Raw genomic sequence first — 21,156 nt, forward strand, 5'->3', positions numbered from 1 at the left:
ACTTACAAACCATATCTAAAATGCTCAACATCTCTACCTATTGATTCATAACTTGAGTAACATAGCAACAAAGCAAAACAACAAAAGCAAAAAATGACAAACACACCCTTACCCAAAAAAACCACCCTCAAATTACCCTTTCACTACAAAAAAACTCTATTTTTGAAGCACCATCAAGAAACTTGAAGAAAAAAACCATGCAATTTAAAAGAATACTGCTGAAACTGAGCGGGGAATCGCTTATGGGTGAACAGGGCTACGGAATTGATGCCACCCGCCTGAACGATTACGCTGAACAAATTGCCGAGATACATCAAATGGGCATTGAAATGGGCATTGTAATTGGTGGCGGAAACATATTCCGCGGACTGAGTGGCGCTTCAAAAGGATTCGACCGGTACAAAGGCGACCAGATGGGGATGCTGGCCACTGTAATTAACGCACTTGCATTGTCCTCAGCTCTTAACGCTAAAGGGACTAAAGCCCGCGTGCTTACTGCCATTAGAATGGAGCCGGTGGGCGAGTTTTACACAAAACCAAAAGCCATTGAAGCCATTGAAAATGGCGAGGTGGTAATTCTGGCCGGGGGGACAGGCAACCCATATTTCACAACAGATACAGGATCGTCGCTGAGAGGCATTGAAATTGAAGCCGATGTTTTCTTAAAAGGCACCCGTGTAGATGGCGTATATACCGCGGATCCCGAAAAAGACCCCAATGCGGTTAAGTTTGACACCATCAGTTTTGATGAAGTTTATAACCGCGGACTGAAAATAATGGACTTAACTGCTACGGCCATGTGCATGGAAAACAAACTACCTGTGATGGTATTCAACATGGACGTGAAAGGCAATCTGAAGAAAGTCCTTTCAGGTGAGAAAATTGGAACTTTGGTTCATCCTTAAAACGGTTAAACTCTGCTTTTTCGGATGATATCTCTGATGTCGGCCACAATCATTAAAGCCTCATCACGAATGGCGATGGGGGGAGTAATATTTCTCAGTTGCAGGCTGCGTAGCCAGCCTGCAACCTCATCATCATTCATGGTGTATAATACCTCACGGAAAACCTCAATTTCATCGTTGTTATAAGAATCGGGTAAACGATTCTTATAAGCATCCAACTCCTCATCCTGGTAATAGACAATCTCATCAGATGATGAAAGCAGCGTTTCCTTATCACAAACTTCATGCGCACCACAACAATCGGCATCAGGCAATGACTCTGGATCCTCCCCTGTTTCACCGGCAGCACCATTACCCCATAACTTTGTGGCTATGAGTGTTAGCAACACTGCTGCAAGAATACTTAAAACAATTATCCACATGGCCGCAAAGTTAACCTGTTTTATTGATAATTTTACATTTACTATTTGTATAAATGGTTAAAACAGGTTAACCCCGACATAGGAAATGTTGGTGTTTCAAACCTTTGAAACCCTTACATTTTATCAGTGGTCAAAATAATTCATATTTATTGAGAAAAGAGCTTCAATGTCGACATTTATTTAGGGTTAGAAAGAGAAAATATGATTCTCAGTTAATTTTTATTTAATTTGCACTAATAATGGGAAAAATAATGACATATGAGGAGTTGCACTTCTTTGGCATCAAGGTGGTGTATAAAAATCTCATCGACAATGGCTTTGAAGTGTTGAACGTGCGAAAGGAACTGGATGTTAACCCACAAATTCTGGCGCGCAAAAATGAAGAGATGTACTTTGTCGTGGTTCGTACGGCGACCTACCCAGAAATGGGAGTGCTAACGCCCGATGTGGCTTCAAAAGTAACGCTGCATGCGTTAAGGCACAAAGCCATTTGCCGTTTTGCAAGCGTGGGGGTTGCCAATGCCAACGGAGAAACCGAAAAAGAGATGGGAAAACCAGAAACCGGAGGAGAATTTTACATCAATTACAATGGATTAATGCCGTTTCCGCAATAAAACAAGATGGACAGAATTACAGACTTTTGGATTAGAAACCGCACCTTTATTATCTCAATACTGGCTTTCTTGTTGTTTATGAATTTATGCGGCAGGATCATGCTTCCTCCTGCCGAACAAAGAACAGAAATTCGCAAGGAGCCACAAATTCAAACAAAGCCATCTGATGATGGCCTCATTTACAGAGATGACCGATTAAACCGGCGGGCAGTTGAACAGACCGAAAGAAACCGATCTTTCATGAGTTTGTTATTCTGGCTTACGGCATTGGCACTTACAGGATATTATCTCTACCGCAAAGGCTGGCTGGCGAAACTTTTACCTCAATGGGTTTCATTTACAGCTTCTCTAACCTATCAAAAGGATGAAGAGCGTTTACTCATTACTTTGGTTATTTCGAACCGAACCAGGGAAAGCCGAACATTTCGCGAACCGGAATTGGTATTTAAAAGATGGTTTAGGTCAAGAAAATTCAAAATTAAAAACTCTTTATTTCCACTGACACTCATGCCGGGAACTTCACATTCGCTGACCATTAGTGTTGACCAGTTTTATAAAAAAATACCGGAACTAAAAGGGTTTAACAGAATTGGAGCAACCATTGTTTGTGACAATAAAAGGACTTACCGAACCAAAACCCTACATAAATGGTTTGTAAAGAAAGAATAATTAAACTTCTATGGGTATAATTAAGCAGAAGTGGAACAATTACAGAAGAAGAAAACGTTGGTGGAGTATCACTCTTGATTTTCTGTTTCTTGTCCTGATTGTTATGATGTTGATTCCTACTACCAGAAAAACATTATCGGCCTTTATTGTGCGACAAACCCTGTTGTCGCCCAGGGAATCGTCCAAAACCATCTTCATGTCTGAAAATGACTGGGCATTCAGGCTAGTAAGCTACAATGGAGAAATTACCACTTTGGGAGAAAAACGAGACAAGCCCGTTTTTCTCAACTATTGGGCAACATGGTGCCCGCCATGCATTGCAGAAATGCCATCCATACAAAATCTTTATGATGCGTATAAAGATCAAATCAATTTTGTTTTTTTAAGCAATGAAGACCCCACAGTTGTGAATTCATTCATGGAGAGACGGGGATACAATCTTCCGCTTTATTACCCCGGGAGTCCAGCCCCGGAGACCCTTGAATCATCTGTATTACCCACCACCTTCATCATTACACCGGGTGGGAGAATCGTTCTTTACAAAACAGGAGCAGCTAAATGGGACTCAAAAAGAGTTTTTGAGATGATGGACAGACTGATAGATAAGGAGGAAATAGATGGAGAGTTTGTTTTTTGACAAATAAGTCCGTCATCTTTTCAACTAAACACTAACAATTAAACATCTGCGTTTCGAATTTCAATAGATGCCATTCTTGTTTTTGGGTGTTTATTTTGCTGAATAAATTTCTTATATTTAGTAAACTTAAATATTTACCTAAAACAAAACGATTATGCCAACAACAGGAGAAAAGCCAGGAACTGGAGATTATAAATGTACAAAATGTGGTAAAGTGGTAAACTTGACGGATGATAATGAGTCTTTACCAGTTTGTCCGGTTTGCGGACATAAGGAGTGGGTTAAAGTCTAAATCATTGACTCATTTTTTATTAGCATTCATAATTAAAAAACTATGAAACGCGACGTCTTGCTGATTCTTGTTAATCATCGTCGGGAAACTGCAGAAAATGTTCAAAAAATCCTGACAGGTTGGGGTTGTTATATCAAGACCCGTCTCGGAATTCATGATGGGGTTTTAGAGAATTGTTCTGATAGTGGGCTTATTTTTCTGGAACTCCCCGGAGATGATTTAACCAAGCATGAAGAAATTGTCCGTAAACTAAATCTGCTTAATGGTGTTGATGCAAAACTTATTTCATTGGAGGTTTAATCTCTGTTGATTGGGACAATCTGCATCAAAACCTGGAAAGAGACTTAAAGATTAGAGCGACTTTAACCGCCAGGGAATATTAGCCCAGTATTCTCCTGCATAGTCTATGCCTACTCGCGGTAGGGTTTGATATTTGTCCGAATTATCAAGCGGGCACCATTCCAGCCACAGACGGTCTGAAGAGGTGATTTCTTCGCCATAAAATGATTTGTCCAGTTCAAGGGCCCTGCCAATTCTTCCGGGTCCTTGAATCTCTTTGGTTCCTCTAATCAGGATGGCTTGTGGATGATTTTCCGGACCAGTGGTGATGTTAAGCAGCCAATACATGCCATAAATGAGATAAACGTAAATGCAACCGCCTGGAAGGTACATCACTTCGGTTCTGGGAGTTCGTCCCTTGCTTGCATGGCAACCAAGATCTTCTTCACCTCTGTATATTTCAACTTCGGTTATTTGTAGTTTAATTCTCTTTTCATTGCTGAATTGCCTTACCAGTCGCATTTTTAGAAGATGTGGTGCTACATCAAGTGCATCGGCATGGAAGAAAGAAGGATGAACGACTTCGCCAGCTTTGTACATTAATATTCGGTTTTATCAGGCATTGTCTGCCACATCTTGAATGTTGAGATGGCCTCACTGGTTAAAAGCGGTTCCATCAGAATGCTTCTCTGATCCATAGAAACTCCAATTTCTCTGTAGATGAAATCATCATCAAAGCCGATTTTTGCTGCATCTTTCCTGGTATTACCGAAGAATATTTTGGGAATACGAGCCCAGTAAATGGCTCCCAAACACATTGGGCATGGTTCGCAGGAAGTATATAGAATGCAATCCGATAAATTATAGGTTTTAAGATTCTTACAAGCTTCTCGGATGGCCAGCACTTCAGCATGAGCAGTAGGGTCATTATGGTTTGTTACTTGGTTAGATCCCTTTCCTACAACTTCCCCTTCTTTTACAACTATTGCCCCAAATGGTCCACCACCGCGTTTTATACTATCATTGGCTAATTCAATGGCCATACGCATGAACTTATCGTTTTTGTCGTTATTCATCTTTGTTAGTTTTATACTTCAATTCTACAAATTTTAAACAAGAAAACAAAGTGAAATTCAAAAGCTGTTAGCATAAAGTAAAATCCTCTCTTTTCAATATAATATAGGGGGTTTATTGGCTGATTTTTTCTTGCACTATTATGGATCATGATAGTTAACAACAGCTCATTATTTTTTGTTTTTAGCCATAATTAAAGTGTTTGGTCAATATTAAAGTTCGAAATTTGACCTTGGTTGCAATATTGAGAATAGTTTAATATCTCATTAATGCTTATAAAAGCTTTTAGTCTTATTTTTTCATAACTTTACCCTCGCAAATAGGATTTACATGAGATCAAAAGATATATCGCATAGGAAGAAGTATGATTTTCTGATAATTGGATCAGGAATTGCCGGCTTGAGTTTTGCACTTAAAGTAGCTGAGCATGGAAAGGTTTGCATTATTACCAAACACAAGCTGGAAGATACAACAACAGTATATGCCCAAGGCGGAATTTCATCCGTAACTTATCAGCCTGATGATTTTGAGAAACATGTAAAAGACACGTTAATTGCTGGTGCCGGGGTATGTAATCCAGATGTGGTTAGAAAGGTTGTTACTGAAGCACCTGAGCAGATAAATCAACTCATGGAGTGGGGTACGCGATTTGATAAAACTCTTGATGGAAAGTTCGATTTGCATAAGGAGGGAGGACATTCTGAATATCGCATCTTACATCATAAGGATAATACTGGATATGAAATTCAAAGAGCCCTGTCTAAGGCTGTAAAAACCAATCCAAACATAGATTTACTGGAAGACCATTTTGCTGTTGAAATCATCACCCAGCATCACCTCGGAGAGGTGGTAAATAAATGGAGAAATGACATTGAATGCTATGGAGCTTATGTACTTAACCGAAAACGTAACTGTGTTGAAACCATCCTTGCAAAAGTAACCCTCATGGCTACCGGTGGAGTAGGAGCCGTTTACCAAACCACAACAAACCCAAAATTTGCCACTGGAGATGGAATTGCAATGGTTTACAGGGCAAAAGGACGAGTTGAAAACATGGAGTTTATTCAGTTTCACCCAACTTCATTATATAACCCAAAAGAGCGCCCTTCCTTTCTGATAACTGAGGCCATGCGTGGTTTTGGAGGCATTTTAAAAAGGAGGGACGGACAAAAATTCATGCATAAATACGATGAGCGAGAAAGCCTTGCACCCCGTGATATTGTTGCTCGTGCCATCGATAACGAAATGAAAATTTCTGGGGATGAATATGTCTTTCTTGATGTAACGCACAAGGGCGCTGATGAAATCAAGCAACATTTTCCAAATATTTATAAGAAGTGTTTATCATTGGGAATTGATATTACCAAAGATATGATCCCTGTAGTTCCGGCGGCTCATTATGCTTGTGGAGGAATAAAAGTGGATTCTTATGCTCGCTCAAGTATTGGAAGGCTATATGCAGTGGGTGAGTGCAGCTCCACCGGTTTGCACGGAGCAAACCGGTTAGCATCCAATTCTCTTCTCGAAGCAGTGGTGTATGCCGATGTTGCTGCCAAGGATGCCATATCCCGAATTAAGGAGTATAAATTTCAGGATGTGGTTCCTGAGTGGAACGATGAAGGAACTTCAATACCAGAGGAAATGGTACTGATTACCCAAAGTCAGAAAGAACTGGAACAGATAATGAGCTATTACGTTGGGATTGTGCGTTCCAACCTGCGACTGAAACGCGCCCTCGACCGGCTTGAAATTCTCTACCATGAAACAGAAAGTCTGTATCAACGATCGATTGTATCAGAAGAACTTTGTGAATTAAGAAACACCATTCAGGTAGGGTACCTTATTATTAAAATGGCACAACAGCGGCGAGAAAGCAGAGGACTACATTATAACCTTGATTATCCAAATCAGATTGAGGGATAATAAGGAATAGCATAGAGTTGTATCAAAGTATGTTTTATCAGCCCTGTAATAAATTAAGCCGTTTATCAACTCATGAAAGAATTTTGTGTAATAATTGCGCATATGTCTGATCAAATCCGTTATTTTACTATTCGTTTTAATTAAGAGATTATTTTTATTCTGACAGTAAACTATTATGCTTCAAAAGTTATTAAATAAAGAGACTAAGCTTTCGGTCATCGGATTGGGTTATGTTGGTCTGCCTATCGCACTTGAATTTGCCAGAAAAATGAAGGTCGTGGGATTCGACATAAAAAACGACCGCATTGAGAAGATGCGCAAAAACATCGACCCAAGCAACGAACTGGAAGCGGAGGCTTTTGACGGATGTGACATTCACTTCACCAGCAATGTTGAGGATTTAAGGGACGCTACCTTCCACGTTGTGGCCGTTCCTACTCCCATTAATCGCCACAATCTTCCCGACCTGAATCCGCTGCTGAGTGCCAGTCATGCCGTAGGAAAAATTCTTAAAAAGGGCGATTATGTGGTGTTTGAATCCACCGTTTACCCCGGCTGTACCGAAGAAGATTGTGTGCCTATTCTGGAGCAGGAATCGGGATTGAAATTCAATGTGGATTTCAAAGTGGGATATTCACCTGAAAGGATAAACCCAGGCGACAAGGAGCATACGCTTACCAAAATTCTGAAAATTGTATCCGGTAGTGATGATGAAGCACTTGAAGTAATATCAGCTGTTTATGAATCGATCATAAAAGCCGGAATACACAAGGCCAGCTCCATAAAGGTGGCAGAAGCAGCTAAAATTATTGAAAACACCCAACGCGATGTAAACATCGCGTTGATGAATGAACTGTCCTTAATATTCAATAAACTAAACATAAACACTTACGAGGTGCTTGAAGCGGCAGGAACCAAGTGGAATTTCCTGAAGTTTTTCCCCGGATTGGTAGGAGGTCATTGTATTGGAGTCGACCCCTATTATCTCACCTATAAAGCCAGTGAGTTAGGCATACATTCAAAAATAATAACAGGAGGCCGGGTGATTAACGATAACATGGCACCATACATTGCCAAGCAAACGGTAAAGCGGCTGATATCAAACGGGCATCCAATCAATGGCGCTCGGGTTTTGATTATGGGAGCTACCTTTAAGGAAAATGTGAGTGACATCAGGAACTCCAAAGTCGCAGATTTGGTAAACGAGCTCAAATCCTTTAGTGTTAATGTTGAAGTGATTGACCCCCATGCTTCATCTGAAGAATTGATGGAAGAGTACGGTTACGGGTTGGTAGATAAGCCTACAGGTAAATATCAGGCTGTTATAGTGGCTGTAAATCATGCTGAATATATAAGTCTGAATGAAGACTGGTTCAGTTCATTTATGGACGAAAAGGCTCTTTTTGTGGATGTTAAAGGAGTTTTCCGCAACGTTATTAAAAATCTTGAATACTGGAGTTTGTAAATCCGAGGCTTGTGAAAATATCCCGGAAACAAAACATATTGGTAGAAAAACTACTCAGGTTATGGGTTCAGAAAGAGTTGCTTTCGGAAGAGAAAGCGGATGAACTGCGTGCCGATGTTGAAATAAAATCACTGAATTGGAAACGGATAGCCCGAAACTTAATGGGGCTGTCCGTTTTGTTTATGGTCATAGCTTTTTTGCACCTGGTGGTCGATAAATGGGTGCTTGAAATCATTACCCGTTTTTTCTCCCTCTCTTCTCTCTTTTTCATGGGATTGCTTGCTGTACTCACCATTCTATTTGTTTGGTTGGCCAATATCATTTATAAGCGTAAACAGTTAACCGTTATTTCAGTTGAAGCACTACTGCTTCTTTCAATCATCTCCTTTTCCGGAGCAGTTTATTACGCGGTTAAGGCTTTCGATTTCGAAGATTTTTATAAAGTGCTGCCTGTTTTTATCACAGGTTGTTATTCGCTTGTAGTAGCATCATTTTTTCGTTCTTCATTAATCTGGATTGTCGGATTAGTAGGGTTTTCTCTATGGATGACATTGGAAACAGCCCGGCTGGGAAACTGGGGGAGTACTTTTTTGGGAATGAATTTGCCTCTTCGTTGGCTGGTGTTTTCATCGCTTTTTTTATTGATGGAAAAGTTTATTCCAACGCCTTCAATTTTCAAAACATTTTTCCGGATTACGATTCAATTTTGGCTTATTATATTTTGGGTCTCTTTGTGGCTGTTCGCCTTGTTTGGAAACTATAGCTCTATTGAATCATGGGATAACGCATCAGCAGTTGACCTTCTGCCCGGAGGATTACTGATGGCTGCATTAGCAATCATTGCATTGATTTACGGAAAGAAAAAATCGGAAAAAGAGTGGGTGTGGATGGGCAACCTGACTCTTTTGGTGAACCTTTACACGCAATTCTTCCTTTTTCTGTGGCATCCATTACCGCCAGCTTTGTTTTTCTTTATTCTTGCTCTGTCCTTATTCATTCTTGGACGAAAAGCGGAACTGATTTGGGGAAGGAAATAAACCTGAATGGGTTTATTTAATTTTCTGTATATTTACCACAATAGATCTTTTGACTTTTCCCGAGACATTCGGGATTAGATATTAGACAGAGGTAAGTTTATGATATTAAGCATATTTTATTCTGCGTAAGCATGCTTTTATGAATATATAAATCAGGTAGATACATAATTTAATAAGCTATTATTTACCACATAGGATACATAAATTGAATGCTAATGAAACGAGTTCTCCCGAGTGCTCGGTAGCAACTGAATAGCAAATTATAGACACATGAAATCAGACATTGAAATAACCAGAGAAGTAACCCTAAAACCTGTTAGTGAAATTGCTGAAAGATTAGGCATTAGCAAAGATTTGCTGGAGCCTTACGGCCATTATAAGGCCAAGCTTCCTTTATCAATAATTGATAAAGGGAAGATGAAAGGGAAAAAACTGATATTGGTTTCAGCTATTTCACCAACACCTGCCGGAGAAGGAAAAACCACCATTTCTATTGGTTTGAGCGAAGGTTTAAACCGGATAGGAAAGCAGACCACGGTTGTTCTACGTGAGCCAAGCCTTGGGCCGGTTTTCGGCATAAAAGGAGGAGCTACCGGCGGAGGTCATGCGCAGGTGGTTCCCATGGAGGATATTAATCTTCACTTCACCGGTGATTTTGCCGCCATTGAAAAGGCAAACAATCTATTGGCAGCACTTATCGACAATAACATACAAAACAAAAACGGATCGCTGGGTATCGACCCGCGAACAGTGCACTGGAAGCGGGTAATGGATATGAATGACCGGGCATTACGTCACATCATTGTGGGATTGGGAGGAACAGCCTCCGGTGTTCCTCGCGAAACCGGATTTGATATCACTGCGGCCTCTGAGATTATGGCTATTTTGTGTCTGGCTGAGAATTTTGAAGATTTAAAGGAACGTATAGGGCGCATTTTTATAGGGTTTACATTAGACAAAAAACCGGTTTATGCACGTGATTTAAATGCACAAGGCGCCATGGCAGCCTTGTTAAAGGATGCCATTAAACCAAATCTGGTGCAAACACTAGAGGGAAACCCCGCCATTATCCACGGCGGACCATTTGCCAATATTGCCCAGGGAACCAACTCGGTTCTTGCCACAAAAATGGGCTTAACTCTTTCTGATTATGTGGTGACAGAAGCCGGTTTTGGATTCGATTTAGGAGCAGAGAAGTTTCTGGATATTAAATGCGTCTCTGCAGGTTTGCAGCCTGATGCGGCTGTTTTGGTGGCTACGGTTCGGGCACTGAAGTATCACGGAGGGGTGTCACTCTCGGAAATTAATCATCCCGATGCTGCCGCAGTAGAAAGAGGGTTGGAGAATCTCGAAAAGCATGTTGAAAACATGCGTAAGTTTAATGTTTGTCCTGTGGTTGCCATCAATCACTTTGCCGATGATACCGATGCCGAGATCAATGCCATTCAACTGAAATGTAAGGAGCTTGGTGTAAAAGCAGCTGTGGCAAAAGTACATGCCATGGGAGGCAAGGGAGCTGAAGAACTTGCAAAAATAGTTAGTGAAGTGGCTGAAACATGTTCTTCTGAACTTAAACCCCTTTATGAGTGGGAATGGCCGGTTGAAAAGAAAATTGAAACCATAGCCACTAAAATTTATGGTGCTGCAGCCATTGATTATACTGCGCAAGCAAAAGCTGATCTAAAAAAAATCTACGATCTGAAGCTGGATAAACTGCCCGTATGTATTGCCAAAACACAAAAGTCGCTCTCGGATAATCCAAAACTATTGGGTCGTCCGGAAAATTTTGTGGTAACAGTAAGAGAGATTGAAATTGCTGCAGGAGCAGGATTTATTGTTCCAATTACCGGAAACATTATGCGGATGCCTGGTTTGCCTGAAAAACCGGCCGCTGAAGACATTGATATATCTTCTGATGGGATTATATCAGGGTTGTTCTAGAACAAGCTTCTGATAGGTTTATTATTTAACCACAATGATCACTAAGGATTTCACTAAGCCCACAATTGTCTATGTGTTATTGCTGTAGCCATAGAGTTCATTGTGCTTTCTTGGTGTTCATTGTGGTTAACTTTTCATGTGTCTAAAATTTGTATTTTAAGGTCACATGGAACTCGCCATCATAGTCATTGGCTACGCCGATCTTGGATTCTCCTGTGTGAGAAGGTTTTGACTTCGTCGATCTGACGATTCTCATGGCTCGTTTCTTGTTATTAAACATCAAACTTTTTAGTCCTACTCCTCTTCATCCTCTTCAATATCCGGATAAAGAAAATCATTATAAGGAAACCTTGTTACATGAATCTTGAGCACTTCTTTATACAGTGTATCCTTAAATTCGTCAAAGTTTGTTTTTTCCAGTGCTGAAATAAAAATGGCGGGGGTGTCTTTAGCCATCCATGTTTTCTTCAAATCATCAAGGGTGAGGTTTTGTTTGGTAGCGGGAGTGAGATCGTCCTCATCTTTCGGGATGTAATTGTAAGCATCAACCTTGTTAAAGATCATCATGACCGGTTTTTCGGTGTCATCTATTTCACGCAGGGTATTGTGTACTATATCAATTTGCTGTTCAAACCCGGGGTGTGATATATCAACAATATGCATCAGCAGATCTGCTTCTCGAACCTCATCAAGCGTTGATTTAAACGATTCCACCAAATGGTGAGGCAGTTTTCGGATGAAGCCCACCGTATCGGCCAATAAAAAGGGCAAGTTCCCAATCACAACTTTACGAACAGTTGTGTCTAACGTCGCAAACAACTTGTTCTCGGCAAACACCTCGCTTTTGCTAAGGGCGTTCATCAGGGTGGATTTTCCCACGTTGGTGTAGCCTACAAGAGCTACACGCACCATTTTGCCTCGATTCTTTCGTTGAGTAGCCTTTTGTCTATCAATCTTCTCCAGGTCTTTTTTTAGTTTGGCAATGATGTCCCGAATAATCCGGCGGTCTGTTTCAATCTCTTTTTCTCCCGGGCCACGCATGCCAATACCACCTCTTTGTCGTTCAAGGTGAGTCCACATTCGGGTAAGACGTGGTAACAGGTACTGATACTGAGCCAATTCTACCTGAGTTTTAGCGTGTGCAGTTCTTGCTCTGCTGGCAAAAATGTCCAGAATCAGGTTGGTTCTGTCTAAAACACGTCTTTTAATGGTTCCTTCCAGATTTTTCAACTGCGAAGGGGAGAGTTCGTCATCAAAAATAACACCCGTCACATCTTCATGAACCTTTAGATAATCCACTATTTCCTCCAGCTTACCACTGCCTACATAAGTACGTTTGTCGGCCATGGTTAAATTCTGGGTGAATTTTTTCACAGGTTCTGCTCCGGCTGTTTCCGCAAGAAAAGCAAGCTCATCCAGATGCTCCAGAACCTCAGCTTCGGTTAAATCAGGTGTTCTGACAGCTACCAGCACTACTTTTTCAAGATCTTTTTGGGTTTCTATCATATATTTTATAAATGTTTCAGTTAAATGGTAAAGCAAAAATAATGATCTTTTGGAAACTTCTGAATAATGATTGACCAAACCCTGGACGGTATCTAATATAAACAAAAAACCCGGCTAAAAGCCGGGTTTTTTATCTTATGATTAAAAATGTTCTGTTATTGAAGAACAAAGTTAATAGGTACAGTATAAGAAACCCTTACCGGCCTGTTTCTCTGACGTCCGGGTGTCCAGTTTGGCATGGCCTGTACAACCCTGAGAGCCTCTCGATCCAAACTTGGATCAACTCCCCTTAAAACGGTTGCATTGGTTACCTCACCATTTTGATTAATTACAAATTGAATATATACCCTTCCCTGAATTCCATTTTCCTGTGCAATTACAGGATAACGAATAGATTGTGCCAGGTAGCGTTGTAAAGCTTGTACTCCTCCGGGGAACTCAGGCATTTCTTCAACTATGATAAAGATCTCACCATCGTCACGTTCTTCTTCATAATCCATATCAACGAAATCAATCATTGAGTCATCGTGCATTTCAGTGTCAAAGATCTCTAACTCTTCATCCAGATCAATATCGTCATCAACAATATTAAGAATATCAGTTACCGCTGGTGGCGGTGGTGGCGGTGGTGGTGGTACCTCTTCCTGTCTGGTGATTGGAATAATTTCCTCTTCAACCTCCTCCTCTACATCCATTAACCCCAGGTTTATATTTACTTCCGTGGTTGTCCACTCAAAAGCAATTAAAACCAAAGAGAGGGTTACCACAAGACCAATCTGCATAAATACAGTTTTCTTGCTTTCCAGATCCGCTTTGGGTGATTTTTTAGTGTCCATAACTACTGGTTACTGTTTATAGTTTAAAACTAATATAATACTCAAATCGTCTTTTTACAAGAGCTTTATGTTAATTTAACGCTTGAAAAGAACGTAAAAATAAGTTTTTCTTCTGAAATAAAAGAGCCTTTGCGCATTTTATTTCTTAGGTTAAATAAATTTCAAGAAATTTAACACAACGATCATTTGTTGATTGATTTTCCCAATTTCTTGTTTTCTATTTCTTACCAATTTCTTATCTCAAAATTAACGGGTACCGTGAATGCAACATTAACCCGCTCCCCGTTTTGTATTCCTGGTTCCCAGTCGGGCATCAGTTTAATAACCCGAATTGCTTCGTTGTCCAATTCGTGATGTTGACCTCTCACAACCTTTATATCTGTTACTTTCCCGTTTCGGTCTACCACAAATGATACAAATACTTTGCCCTGTATGTCGTTTCGTAATGCCGTGCGCGGGTATTGAATATTCTCGGCCAGAAATCTAAAAAGAGCCTGCTCTCCACCTGGATATGTCGGCATAATTTCGGCAAAAGGGAGGACCTCTCTAGGATCTTCGGTTGGTTTCCATTCTACAAATATAATCTCATCGGTATATTCGGACGAACCTAAGTAAAGCGTTTCCTCAAGAGGCTCGTCAGTATAAACTATTTCCAGTAAATTTAAAGGTTGTGGAGCCTTAGGCGGCGGAGTAATTTCTTTATGTACCGTAATAGGAACCAATTCCTCAGTGGCTTCCGTTTCAGCGCCATACCAGGCGTAGTTATATGAAACATCGGAAGAAGACCATTCAAAAGCTATCAATGCTGCAGTAAGAGAAACTACCAATCCAATTTGCAAAAACATAGATCGCTTGCTTTCCAAGTCTGATTTTGAAGTTTTTCTGGAGTTCATATCGCATAGTTTTAATGGATTTATAACTTCAAATTCGATTATTATCCCATCATAGTCAATTGTTTTAGTGTTGTTTAGATTTAATTTGGATTTACATATAGTCTTGAATGTATAAAACATTGATAGACTGGCTGATGAAAATTAGAGCACGTTAACAGGATGTTAAGATTAACATTACTGTTAATCTATGTTAAGCTTGCATCGATTTTTAATGATCTAATTATAAGATAGAAAGGGTTGGATTGTCATTTTTATCACCAAATACCATAATGATGTTCCAAGACGCCCCGATTGCAAACCGGCGCGAACGGAGTGTGGCATGGCTCAATTCCCTATACCAATTTGACCTTTAAAACCCTAAAGCAAGTGAAAAAGGACGATTATTAATTGAATAAAAAATTCACTGTTAAAACAACGACGAATACAGCCAAGGCTTTTAATTGATTTATTTTCTGAGAATTAGTCTTTGAACGAATAGTTTCCAGATATAGTGAAATGTCGCGTAGCTTAATTAAGCTGTAAAAACTAGCATCAGGGAACACTTTTTTATTCAGGATAATAATAAAAATAAACCATACGGTACCCGAAAGCATTAAAAACAGGGCTAAAATACTCCATAACAATCAATTTGGGCCTGTTTAAAGAAGCTCCCTCCAACAATACAAATTCAATAATAAAGAGGGGCTTTTGAATATAACAATACCTGCAAAACCTTCCTGACATAGTCAAATCGTATGCCAATAGGCTTACATTGATTATCTGTTTCAAGGTGAGCCATTTTACCCTTATTTACACTGACGCCAACACTATTCACTAAACTATAATTGTCTACATACAGTGTTTCTGCAATTCCTGTAGATTCGTCGCTTGTAATATTACTTTCATAATAAATCTCCCCATTTATATATATCTGAATTAAATCATCATTAAAATAACCTTCCACAATTATCAATAATGAGTCAATATCACATGGCTGTTGGTTATCAATTTCGTTTAAATAAAATACTTCTATATCATAGACGTAATTTCGAGTGGGGTTGCAATCCTGACCTGAAGCACATATGCTTGTATGCCATAGCACTCCCATCAATAAAAAAAATTTATCTAAGCCTACGCAATTCATGTTTTTTAACTTCTTGTTTTATTGCTGTAACTCTAGCCTGTTCCTTATTTATTGAAACCGTTCTGTATATTTATAGGTTCCATTAAACCTATAAATATATATTAAATTCCACGCAAAATTTCAATCTAATTATAATCAAAAAGCTTTTGATGCCGCAAATCTTCGCCATGACCAACTTCTTGTCCAAGAAGCCCCGATTACAAATCGGCGCGAACGGATCATCACCAACTAAATGACATTAAACCATAATTACTCATCTGCAAATTCTTCTAATTCGATTAACAAATCTTGAATTTTACGTTCCCATCTGTTTTGGTTGCTTATATTTACCCCAAAACCCGTTTCAAAATCAAACTGATAGTGAACTGAATCAAGCTTACTTAATTTGAGATCTATCACATTATTATATACATCAATATTTCTTTCATTTCTTTTTTGCAATATTTCGACAGCTCTTCTGATTTTCCGCGTATACACCTCATTTATATTAAAATGAATTTGTTCATGCTGCAACCAATATTTAACTGTTGTGTCATTTACAAATGATAGATTTCTATCCATTTCATTCATCACAGAGACTTCCCAGTAATTTGTTGCATATCGAGTTTCGATAGAAATTAACGTAGCTAAATATGCCGCTGGGATATCATTAAAAACTCCTTTAGGGAACCTTGTCTCAACTAATGATGGTAGTCCTTTAAAGTCATCAATCGTAATTGGATGTTCTTTACTCCATCTCTTCATATTGTCCTGAGCAGGAACATTCGCAGATAATGCAAATACAATCACAAAGAAGATCGTTGTCAACATATTACACTAAAATTTTAAACTCAGGACTCATTACTTTTGGTTCTATCTCTGCGAAGCTTCTTTGCAAGTAAAGCAGTAGAGTCGAGTGGAGGTCTGGCAATTTTGTTCCAATGTACTGTTCTCATTTAAACTTCAAGTTTGGATATTTGCCTCTGGCTTCTTCCATAACTTCTTCATGGGTAAAAAATTTCCCTTGCTTGCTTTCTTCTAGGGCTTCATCAATAGCCGCTTTTTCATCTTTAGACAACTTATACGCCGAACTGGCATTTAATAATGCTATGAACTTATTATACATCTTTTCAAGCTCAGACTCCTTTAACTTATCTATCTTTCTGAACAAATCCAGTTTTATTTATGCTGCATTCATAATCGCAAAGTTTTTATCCTATACAAAGTTCACGATAAAATTGGTCATCTGGCAAAAATTTCGTTTGTCCTTACACCTTGTGTGAACCAACCAATAATGCCAACTCAATATAAATCCAGATCCCTCAAAAATTTAATGAAAATCCAACTGTGTAGGGATACAACTCAGGTCCACGATTATCTTTGAACATGGACATGGGCGAATATGTGGCATAAATTCCAAAATTGTCATACCCTGCTCTCGCAATGTATGAATATCTGAAAGTTCTCAGATCAAAATCATCCCTAACTTTGTGCTTTCTCTTTCGTCCGTCGTCACGAGAATCTGTTCTTGTGTGCGATCGTAATCGCATGCCGCCTACCACACCTGCTCCAAAATATAGATTATTACCAGACCCATCCGGAACCTGAAACTCCATAACGAGGGGCACATTCAGAAACAGGGTTGTCAGTTTTGACTTTCTGATCGTGGCTGTTTCTGATAATACAGGAAACCAATCAATGGAATGATCAGGAACTTCGGACAGACTCTTGAACGAAAATCTGTAGTTATTATACTCAAGCCCCAAAGCACTAACAAGTCCTATATTCGAACTAAAAAGCGGCGTGCTTCTCTGAAAAGGGTAAATTGAAAATTCAATGGATCTGGAATGATTCAACTCCATGAACTCATACCCGTCAGGCATTTGTTCTTTAAAATTGCTGTTTAAATACCCATTTATCCCCAGATTTATACCGGCCAGGTTACCATCAAAGTAATTCCTGCGCTTGGTATAAGTTCCTTTATGAACGCGTATCTCTTTTGAATGAGTTTCACGATGCACTTCAACATGATCCCGACCGATACGAACCCGCGGAGCGGGTTCTTCCTGAATGGATTCCCGTACGGGCAATTGAATGGTTTCAACTTCTTTATCTAACAAACGCCCCAGTGTATCAATATAATGTACTTCGGTGCCTGATAAAGCCCTGGCTTTCCCGTTTTCAAAATTCCAAACCTGCTGGTATACCGGAGCAATGATTTCAAAACCTTGCCTGTTGATGAAGCCCATTTTACCATCCTTTAAAACCCTGGCGTATCCCTCTTCAAAGGACCATATTTGTTGATAGCCGGGATAAACAACCATACGCCCTTCCAAATCAATCAACCCCATTCGTCCATCTTTCAGAACTTTATAAAAACCGTCCTCAGCAGGCCAAATATGGTTATACTCGGTAGGAATCAAAGTTGAACCATCACTCTTCACAAATCCAACCTTCCTGTTTTTCAACACCTTTGCCACACCATTTTCAAATGGCCATATCTGATCATACTCTGCGGGTAAAATCATTCCCTTATCCAGATGATAAAGCCCTATTTTCAGATTTTGCAGAACCCGAACATACCCTTCCCGATCCAAATCATATACCTGATCGTATTGGATGGGAACCAAAATATCCCCTTCCTTATTCACAATGCCTATTTTCCCATCCTGAAGAACCCGAAATATTCCCGGTTTCATTTCCCAGGTTCTCTCCCACTGCCGTGTAGAATTACTGAAGAGGGTCGCTGCTTCTGACTTCTCCGCAAGGAGAAGCAGTGCAAGCAAAATTTTTATGATTAAAACCACACGTATCATAATGCATCTTAAAATCTAGAAACTAACAAGAGTTAACCCTACGGACCAAGGATATAATTCCGGTCCCTGATCTTTCTGAAATAACGGAGTCATATCGTAAGTGGCGAATAGCTTTATCATTCTATACCCCGCCCGAACCGTGAATCCATATTTAAAGGAATTGAGATTCAGATTGTCCCTGGACTTCTCCTTTTCTCTGCCATCATAAACCAGCTTGGTATGAGAGCGAAGTCGAAAAGCACCATAAACTCCTCCACTTATAAATATTGGTTTTCCTGAATCTGCCACCGGAAACTGATGCTCAAGTAACAAAGGAACGGTTAAAAACATGGTGGTTAGCTTATTTTTCCGGATGTTCAGGTCTTCCTCGATGTAATATCCCGTTTTGCCATTTTCCAGTCGGGTAAGAATGTAGTCAGAATCCAACCGATAATTGTGCCAGGTAATGCCTAAACCGGTTACCAAACCGGTATTGTTGTTATAGCTAGACAATCCGATATCATATTGAAAGAAATTCAATCCAACTGCCACTGATTTTCCATTGTTCAGATCCATGAAATAACCATCATCGGGTAAACTGCTGTCAAATGAAGATGAGAAAAAATTATTGAGACCAAGGTCAAACCCAGACCAATGTCCTCTGAACTTTTCCCGGGGTCTGTGAACCATTTTTATTCGGGTACACCCGGATTTATCATCTTCAATAATCTGCAATTCCCTTCTTCCAACAGATAGTCTGGTAATGGTATCTTCGATATGATCTACAATAACAGATCCTCCCGGGAAGATCACACTCGTTTTGTGGGAAGTTTCTTCAACAGTCACCAAGTCCCTCACTTTTTGTCTGTCTGTCTGTCCGTTTTGTGCGTCAGCTGTTGAAACAAAAATGATGATGGATAACATCGTCAGAATAGAGAAAACACCTGGTTTGCGTCTCTTAGTAGCTAAAAGCACCCTGTCCTGATTGAAACAGTTGTGGAATTTTGCCACGTTATCAGGATATATATCTTTTGGTAAATTATATTGCTTCATCACTTTAAATTTTTAATTAGTCATCTTACTATAAAGCTATCTCAAAACTATTCAAACACATTCCGGAGTGTTGTTTATGAATGGGACGCCTGTGTTACAGCAAAAGTTACAGGGCAAACAAAAAAACAGTGTAAGATTATCTCGGAGCCAACCATTTGGGAACTCTTTGAGTCAGTTCAAAATTATCTGAACTGATGTTGATGGCCACAACTTCACCCTCCTCATCATACACTCTGTTGTATGCCAGATTTGAAAGCGGATTGACACTCCTGAATAAAACACCGGTTCGCTCCAATAAAGTTTTAGTGTCTTCTTGTTGAGATCCTGATCTCTCCGGATCTAGTTGAGCCATTAATCGTCTGTTTTCAACATATTGAGGCAACATTAAAGCCAGGCCAGCCTCGTATGCATTTGGCATAATCCCGGGATTTAAAGGTTGGATTGCGGGTCGCGGCAATTGAAGTAATTCAGGTTCATCAAGAACGTCTGACACCTCAGGTTTGGCCGTATAACTGGCAACTCCATCAGCTAAAATCGTTGGTAAAGTGACCAAAATATCGGAAGATTGCATGGCAAAAACCTCTTCATCCATAACAGGCTCATGAATAATTGGCTCTACTTCAGTGACACTAGCCAACCGGAATTCCTGCGATGAGTCATTCAAAGAGACATTTTCTCTGTAATTAAACATCACAAAGATCAGGATGGCAGCAGCAGCCACCTTTAAATAGTTGAAGTAATTAACTTTTACCCTGCGGCGAAGCAGTTTTGCACGACCGGGCATAACAACTTCGGGAGCCTGCAACTTTAACCTTTCAAAAAGTTTTAGCTCACTCTCAGAAGCGGGGTCATTTTCTAAAATACTGTTAAGTTGACTCTGTTCGGAGTTGGTTAGCTCCTCTTCTGAATTTTTGATTAACAGGTAGTCATATTCAGAGATATTGCTGAAAGGTTCCGGTGCCTTTTTTAGTCTGGATTTATTTGGAAAGGAATCTTCTTGCGAAAAAGACAAACACAAATCGGAGCCGGAAGTTAATTCATTAAACTCCTCCTTTAAATCAGGGTTGTCTGACAAGAAATGTTCAAGCACACCCTTCTGTTTTTCGGAAAGATTTCCGTCTGTAAAATCCAGAAACCACTCGAAGTAGTTCTCTCTGGTAATTTGCTTATTATTTCTATCCGTTGTCATATTACCGCCTCCATTTTTCCGATAAATTTTCTTAAGAAAAGTCGTGCCCGGTATATGTAAACTTTAACCTGACTTTGCGAAAGACCTGTGATTTGTTCTATCTCCTCGTAACTGTATCCCTCATAATCACGAAGCATTACCACCATTTTCTGGTCTGGTGGCAATTTTTCAACAGCCTGGTGTAGCAGTTCATTCAGATCGGAGTATTGCGCGTGAGTGCAATATTCCGATATTTCATTTTCTATGGATTTGGTTGGTTTTTCTCTTCTTACATAATCAATGAGTACGTGATAGGCTGTAGTAAACAGATAGCTTTTGCTCTTTTGCGGATTCACACCATCTTTATTTCGCCACATTTTTTCATAGGCATCCTGAACAATATCTGCCGCTTTGTCCTCATCTTTTATGTTTTTGAGAACAAAACGGTAAAGATTGTCTGCATGCTGCTCCACACACTGATTATATTGAGCCTCAGTCATCCTGTTTTTTAAGGTTTATATGAATGTGACGCTTAATGTGGATGT

The 21,156-nt window shown here is 39.7% G+C and carries 23 protein-coding genes; 10 read left to right on the forward strand and 13 right to left on the reverse strand.

Going from position 1 to position 21,156, the window contains the following annotated elements:
- Window positions 1–197 precede the first annotated feature (197 nt).
- Entirely contained in the window at window positions 198–905 is a 708-nt protein-coding gene (pyrH, locus tag EV194_RS08615) for a UMP kinase (protein WP_132433635.1), read from the forward strand.
- A 5-nt stretch (window positions 906–910) separates the two neighbouring features.
- On the opposite strand, the gene EV194_RS08620 is transcribed toward pyrH, so the two are convergent.
- On the reverse strand, window positions 911–1,327 hold the full coding sequence (locus tag EV194_RS08620; RefSeq protein ID WP_132433636.1) for a hypothetical protein: 417 nt from the start codon (window positions 1,325–1,327) through the stop codon (window positions 911–913).
- A 239-nt stretch (window positions 1,328–1,566) separates the two neighbouring features.
- Between EV194_RS08620 and EV194_RS08625 the strand changes: the two genes are divergently transcribed.
- The 5 genes from EV194_RS08625 to EV194_RS08645 all read left to right on the forward strand — a co-directional run bounded on the left by EV194_RS08625 (window position 1,567) and on the right by EV194_RS08645 (window position 3,839).
- Window positions 1,567–1,941, forward strand: coding sequence for a hypothetical protein (locus tag EV194_RS08625; RefSeq protein ID WP_132433637.1), 375 nt, complete (start codon window positions 1,567–1,569; stop codon window positions 1,939–1,941).
- Between the two features lie 6 nt (window positions 1,942–1,947).
- Complete coding sequence (locus EV194_RS08630; RefSeq protein ID WP_132433638.1) at window positions 1,948–2,610, forward strand: hypothetical protein; 663 nt, start codon at window positions 1,948–1,950, stop codon at window positions 2,608–2,610.
- A gap of 10 nt (window positions 2,611–2,620) precedes the next feature.
- Window positions 2,621–3,247, forward strand: a complete 627-nt coding sequence (locus EV194_RS08635) for a TlpA family protein disulfide reductase (protein WP_132433639.1) — start codon at window positions 2,621–2,623, stop codon at window positions 3,245–3,247.
- Window positions 3,248–3,401: 154 nt separating this feature from the next.
- The gene (locus EV194_RS08640) at window positions 3,402–3,539 is read left to right on the forward strand and encodes a zinc ribbon-containing protein (protein ID WP_132433640.1); all 138 of its coding nucleotides are present in this window, start codon (window positions 3,402–3,404) and stop codon (window positions 3,537–3,539) included.
- Window positions 3,540–3,581: 42 nt separating this feature from the next.
- On the forward strand, window positions 3,582–3,839 hold the full coding sequence (locus EV194_RS08645; protein ID WP_132433641.1) for a hypothetical protein: 258 nt from the start codon (window positions 3,582–3,584) through the stop codon (window positions 3,837–3,839).
- Window positions 3,840–3,890: 51 nt separating this feature from the next.
- Here the strand turns inward: EV194_RS08645 and EV194_RS08650 are convergent, their stop codons facing one another.
- The gene (locus EV194_RS08650; RefSeq protein ID WP_132433642.1) at window positions 3,891–4,418 is read right to left on the reverse strand and encodes a DNA-3-methyladenine glycosylase; all 528 of its coding nucleotides are present in this window, start codon (window positions 4,416–4,418) and stop codon (window positions 3,891–3,893) included.
- Complete coding sequence (locus EV194_RS08655) at window positions 4,418–4,894, reverse strand: nucleoside deaminase (protein ID WP_132433643.1); 477 nt, start codon at window positions 4,892–4,894, stop codon at window positions 4,418–4,420. Before EV194_RS08655 ends, EV194_RS08650 begins: the two co-directional genes overlap by 1 nt.
- A 328-nt stretch (window positions 4,895–5,222) precedes the next feature.
- Here EV194_RS08655 and nadB point away from each other — a divergent pair, with 328 nt between their 5' ends.
- The 4 genes from nadB (at window position 5,223) to EV194_RS08675 (ending at window position 11,258) form a co-directional block, all read left to right on the forward strand.
- The gene (nadB, locus tag EV194_RS08660) at window positions 5,223–6,815 is read left to right on the forward strand and encodes an L-aspartate oxidase (RefSeq protein ID WP_132433644.1); all 1,593 of its coding nucleotides are present in this window, start codon (window positions 5,223–5,225) and stop codon (window positions 6,813–6,815) included.
- Between the two features lie 175 nt (window positions 6,816–6,990).
- Window positions 6,991–8,280 (forward strand): nucleotide sugar dehydrogenase, encoded by a 1,290-nt coding sequence (locus tag EV194_RS08665; protein ID WP_132433645.1) that lies wholly within the window; start codon window positions 6,991–6,993, stop codon window positions 8,278–8,280.
- A gap of 11 nt (window positions 8,281–8,291) precedes the next feature.
- The gene (locus EV194_RS08670) at window positions 8,292–9,317 is read left to right on the forward strand and encodes a hypothetical protein (protein ID WP_132433646.1); all 1,026 of its coding nucleotides are present in this window, start codon (window positions 8,292–8,294) and stop codon (window positions 9,315–9,317) included.
- A 270-nt stretch (window positions 9,318–9,587) separates the two neighbouring features.
- The gene (locus tag EV194_RS08675) at window positions 9,588–11,258 is read left to right on the forward strand and encodes a formate--tetrahydrofolate ligase (protein ID WP_132433647.1); all 1,671 of its coding nucleotides are present in this window, start codon (window positions 9,588–9,590) and stop codon (window positions 11,256–11,258) included.
- 294 nt (window positions 11,259–11,552) lie between these two features.
- On the opposite strand, the gene hflX is transcribed toward EV194_RS08675, so the two are convergent.
- The 10 genes from hflX to EV194_RS08725 all read right to left on the reverse strand — a co-directional run bounded on the left by hflX (window position 11,553) and on the right by EV194_RS08725 (window position 21,111).
- Entirely contained in the window at window positions 11,553–12,764 is a 1,212-nt protein-coding gene (gene hflX, locus EV194_RS08680) for a GTPase HflX (RefSeq protein ID WP_132433648.1), read from the reverse strand.
- 155 nt (window positions 12,765–12,919) lie between these two features.
- A complete protein-coding gene (locus EV194_RS08685) occupies window positions 12,920–13,600 on the reverse strand; it encodes an energy transducer TonB (RefSeq protein WP_132433649.1) in 681 nt (226 codons plus the stop codon).
- A gap of 224 nt (window positions 13,601–13,824) precedes the next feature.
- A complete protein-coding gene (locus EV194_RS08690) occupies window positions 13,825–14,493 on the reverse strand; it encodes an energy transducer TonB (RefSeq protein ID WP_165921838.1) in 669 nt (222 codons plus the stop codon).
- Between the two features lie 667 nt (window positions 14,494–15,160).
- Entirely contained in the window at window positions 15,161–15,616 is a 456-nt protein-coding gene (locus EV194_RS08695; RefSeq protein ID WP_132433651.1) for a hypothetical protein, read from the reverse strand.
- 249 nt (window positions 15,617–15,865) lie between these two features.
- On the reverse strand, window positions 15,866–16,426 hold the full coding sequence (locus EV194_RS08700; RefSeq protein WP_132433652.1) for a hypothetical protein: 561 nt from the start codon (window positions 16,424–16,426) through the stop codon (window positions 15,866–15,868).
- Between the two features lie 121 nt (window positions 16,427–16,547).
- Complete coding sequence (locus EV194_RS08705; protein WP_132433653.1) at window positions 16,548–16,766, reverse strand: hypothetical protein; 219 nt, start codon at window positions 16,764–16,766, stop codon at window positions 16,548–16,550.
- Window positions 16,767–16,917: 151 nt separating this feature from the next.
- Window positions 16,918–18,411: a WG repeat-containing protein gene (locus tag EV194_RS08710; protein ID WP_132433654.1), complete on the reverse strand. Its 1,494-nt coding sequence runs from the start codon at window positions 18,409–18,411 to the stop codon at window positions 16,918–16,920.
- 15 nt (window positions 18,412–18,426) lie between these two features.
- Window positions 18,427–19,443 (reverse strand): outer membrane beta-barrel protein, encoded by a 1,017-nt coding sequence (locus EV194_RS08715; RefSeq protein ID WP_132433655.1) that lies wholly within the window; start codon window positions 19,441–19,443, stop codon window positions 18,427–18,429.
- Window positions 19,444–19,579: 136 nt separating this feature from the next.
- Complete coding sequence (locus EV194_RS08720) at window positions 19,580–20,632, reverse strand: hypothetical protein (RefSeq protein ID WP_132433656.1); 1,053 nt, start codon at window positions 20,630–20,632, stop codon at window positions 19,580–19,582.
- Window positions 20,629–21,111, reverse strand: coding sequence for an RNA polymerase sigma factor (locus EV194_RS08725; protein ID WP_132433657.1), 483 nt, complete (start codon window positions 21,109–21,111; stop codon window positions 20,629–20,631). The genes EV194_RS08720 and EV194_RS08725 overlap by 4 nt, the downstream gene beginning before the upstream one ends.
- Between the last annotated feature and the right edge of the window lie 45 nt (window positions 21,112–21,156).

This window comes from Natronoflexus pectinivorans, from assembly GCF_004345615.1.
GTDB lineage: Bacteria > Bacteroidota > Bacteroidia > Bacteroidales > Marinilabiliaceae > Natronoflexus > Natronoflexus pectinivorans.

Excerpts from the sequence above, each read along its gene's own strand:
- pyrH (WP_132433635.1), top strand. The coding sequence starts at position 198 with ATGCAATTTAAAAGAATACTGCTGAAACTGAGCGGGGAATCGCTTATG.
- EV194_RS08620 (WP_132433636.1), bottom strand. The coding sequence starts at position 1,327 with ATGTGGATAATTGTTTTAAGTATTCTTGCAGCAGTGTTGCTAACACTC.
- EV194_RS08625 (WP_132433637.1), top strand. The coding sequence starts at position 1,567 with ATGGGAAAAATAATGACATATGAGGAGTTGCACTTCTTTGGCATCAAG.
- EV194_RS08630 (WP_132433638.1), top strand. The coding sequence starts at position 1,948 with ATGGACAGAATTACAGACTTTTGGATTAGAAACCGCACCTTTATTATC.
- EV194_RS08635 (WP_132433639.1), top strand. The coding sequence starts at position 2,621 with ATGGGTATAATTAAGCAGAAGTGGAACAATTACAGAAGAAGAAAACGT.
- EV194_RS08640 (WP_132433640.1), top strand. The coding sequence starts at position 3,402 with ATGCCAACAACAGGAGAAAAGCCAGGAACTGGAGATTATAAATGTACA.
- EV194_RS08645 (WP_132433641.1), top strand. The coding sequence starts at position 3,582 with ATGAAACGCGACGTCTTGCTGATTCTTGTTAATCATCGTCGGGAAACT.
- EV194_RS08650 (WP_132433642.1), bottom strand. The coding sequence starts at position 4,418 with ATGTACAAAGCTGGCGAAGTCGTTCATCCTTCTTTCTTCCATGCCGAT.
- EV194_RS08655 (WP_132433643.1), bottom strand. The coding sequence starts at position 4,894 with ATGAATAACGACAAAAACGATAAGTTCATGCGTATGGCCATTGAATTA.
- nadB (WP_132433644.1), top strand. The coding sequence starts at position 5,223 with ATGAGATCAAAAGATATATCGCATAGGAAGAAGTATGATTTTCTGATA.
- EV194_RS08665 (WP_132433645.1), top strand. The coding sequence starts at position 6,991 with ATGCTTCAAAAGTTATTAAATAAAGAGACTAAGCTTTCGGTCATCGGA.
- EV194_RS08675 (WP_132433647.1), top strand. The coding sequence starts at position 9,588 with ATGAAATCAGACATTGAAATAACCAGAGAAGTAACCCTAAAACCTGTT.
- hflX (WP_132433648.1), bottom strand. The coding sequence starts at position 12,764 with ATGATAGAAACCCAAAAAGATCTTGAAAAAGTAGTGCTGGTAGCTGTC.
- EV194_RS08685 (WP_132433649.1), bottom strand. The coding sequence starts at position 13,600 with ATGGACACTAAAAAATCACCCAAAGCGGATCTGGAAAGCAAGAAAACT.
- EV194_RS08690 (WP_165921838.1), bottom strand. The coding sequence starts at position 14,493 with ATGAACTCCAGAAAAACTTCAAAATCAGACTTGGAAAGCAAGCGATCT.
- EV194_RS08695 (WP_132433651.1), bottom strand. The coding sequence starts at position 15,616 with ATGAATTGCGTAGGCTTAGATAAATTTTTTTTATTGATGGGAGTGCTA.
- EV194_RS08700 (WP_132433652.1), bottom strand. The coding sequence starts at position 16,426 with ATGTTGACAACGATCTTCTTTGTGATTGTATTTGCATTATCTGCGAAT.
- EV194_RS08710 (WP_132433654.1), bottom strand. The coding sequence starts at position 18,411 with ATGATACGTGTGGTTTTAATCATAAAAATTTTGCTTGCACTGCTTCTC.
- EV194_RS08715 (WP_132433655.1), bottom strand. The coding sequence starts at position 19,443 with ATGAAGCAATATAATTTACCAAAAGATATATATCCTGATAACGTGGCA.
- EV194_RS08720 (WP_132433656.1), bottom strand. The coding sequence starts at position 20,632 with ATGACAACGGATAGAAATAATAAGCAAATTACCAGAGAGAACTACTTC.
- EV194_RS08725 (WP_132433657.1), bottom strand. The coding sequence starts at position 21,111 with ATGACTGAGGCTCAATATAATCAGTGTGTGGAGCAGCATGCAGACAAT.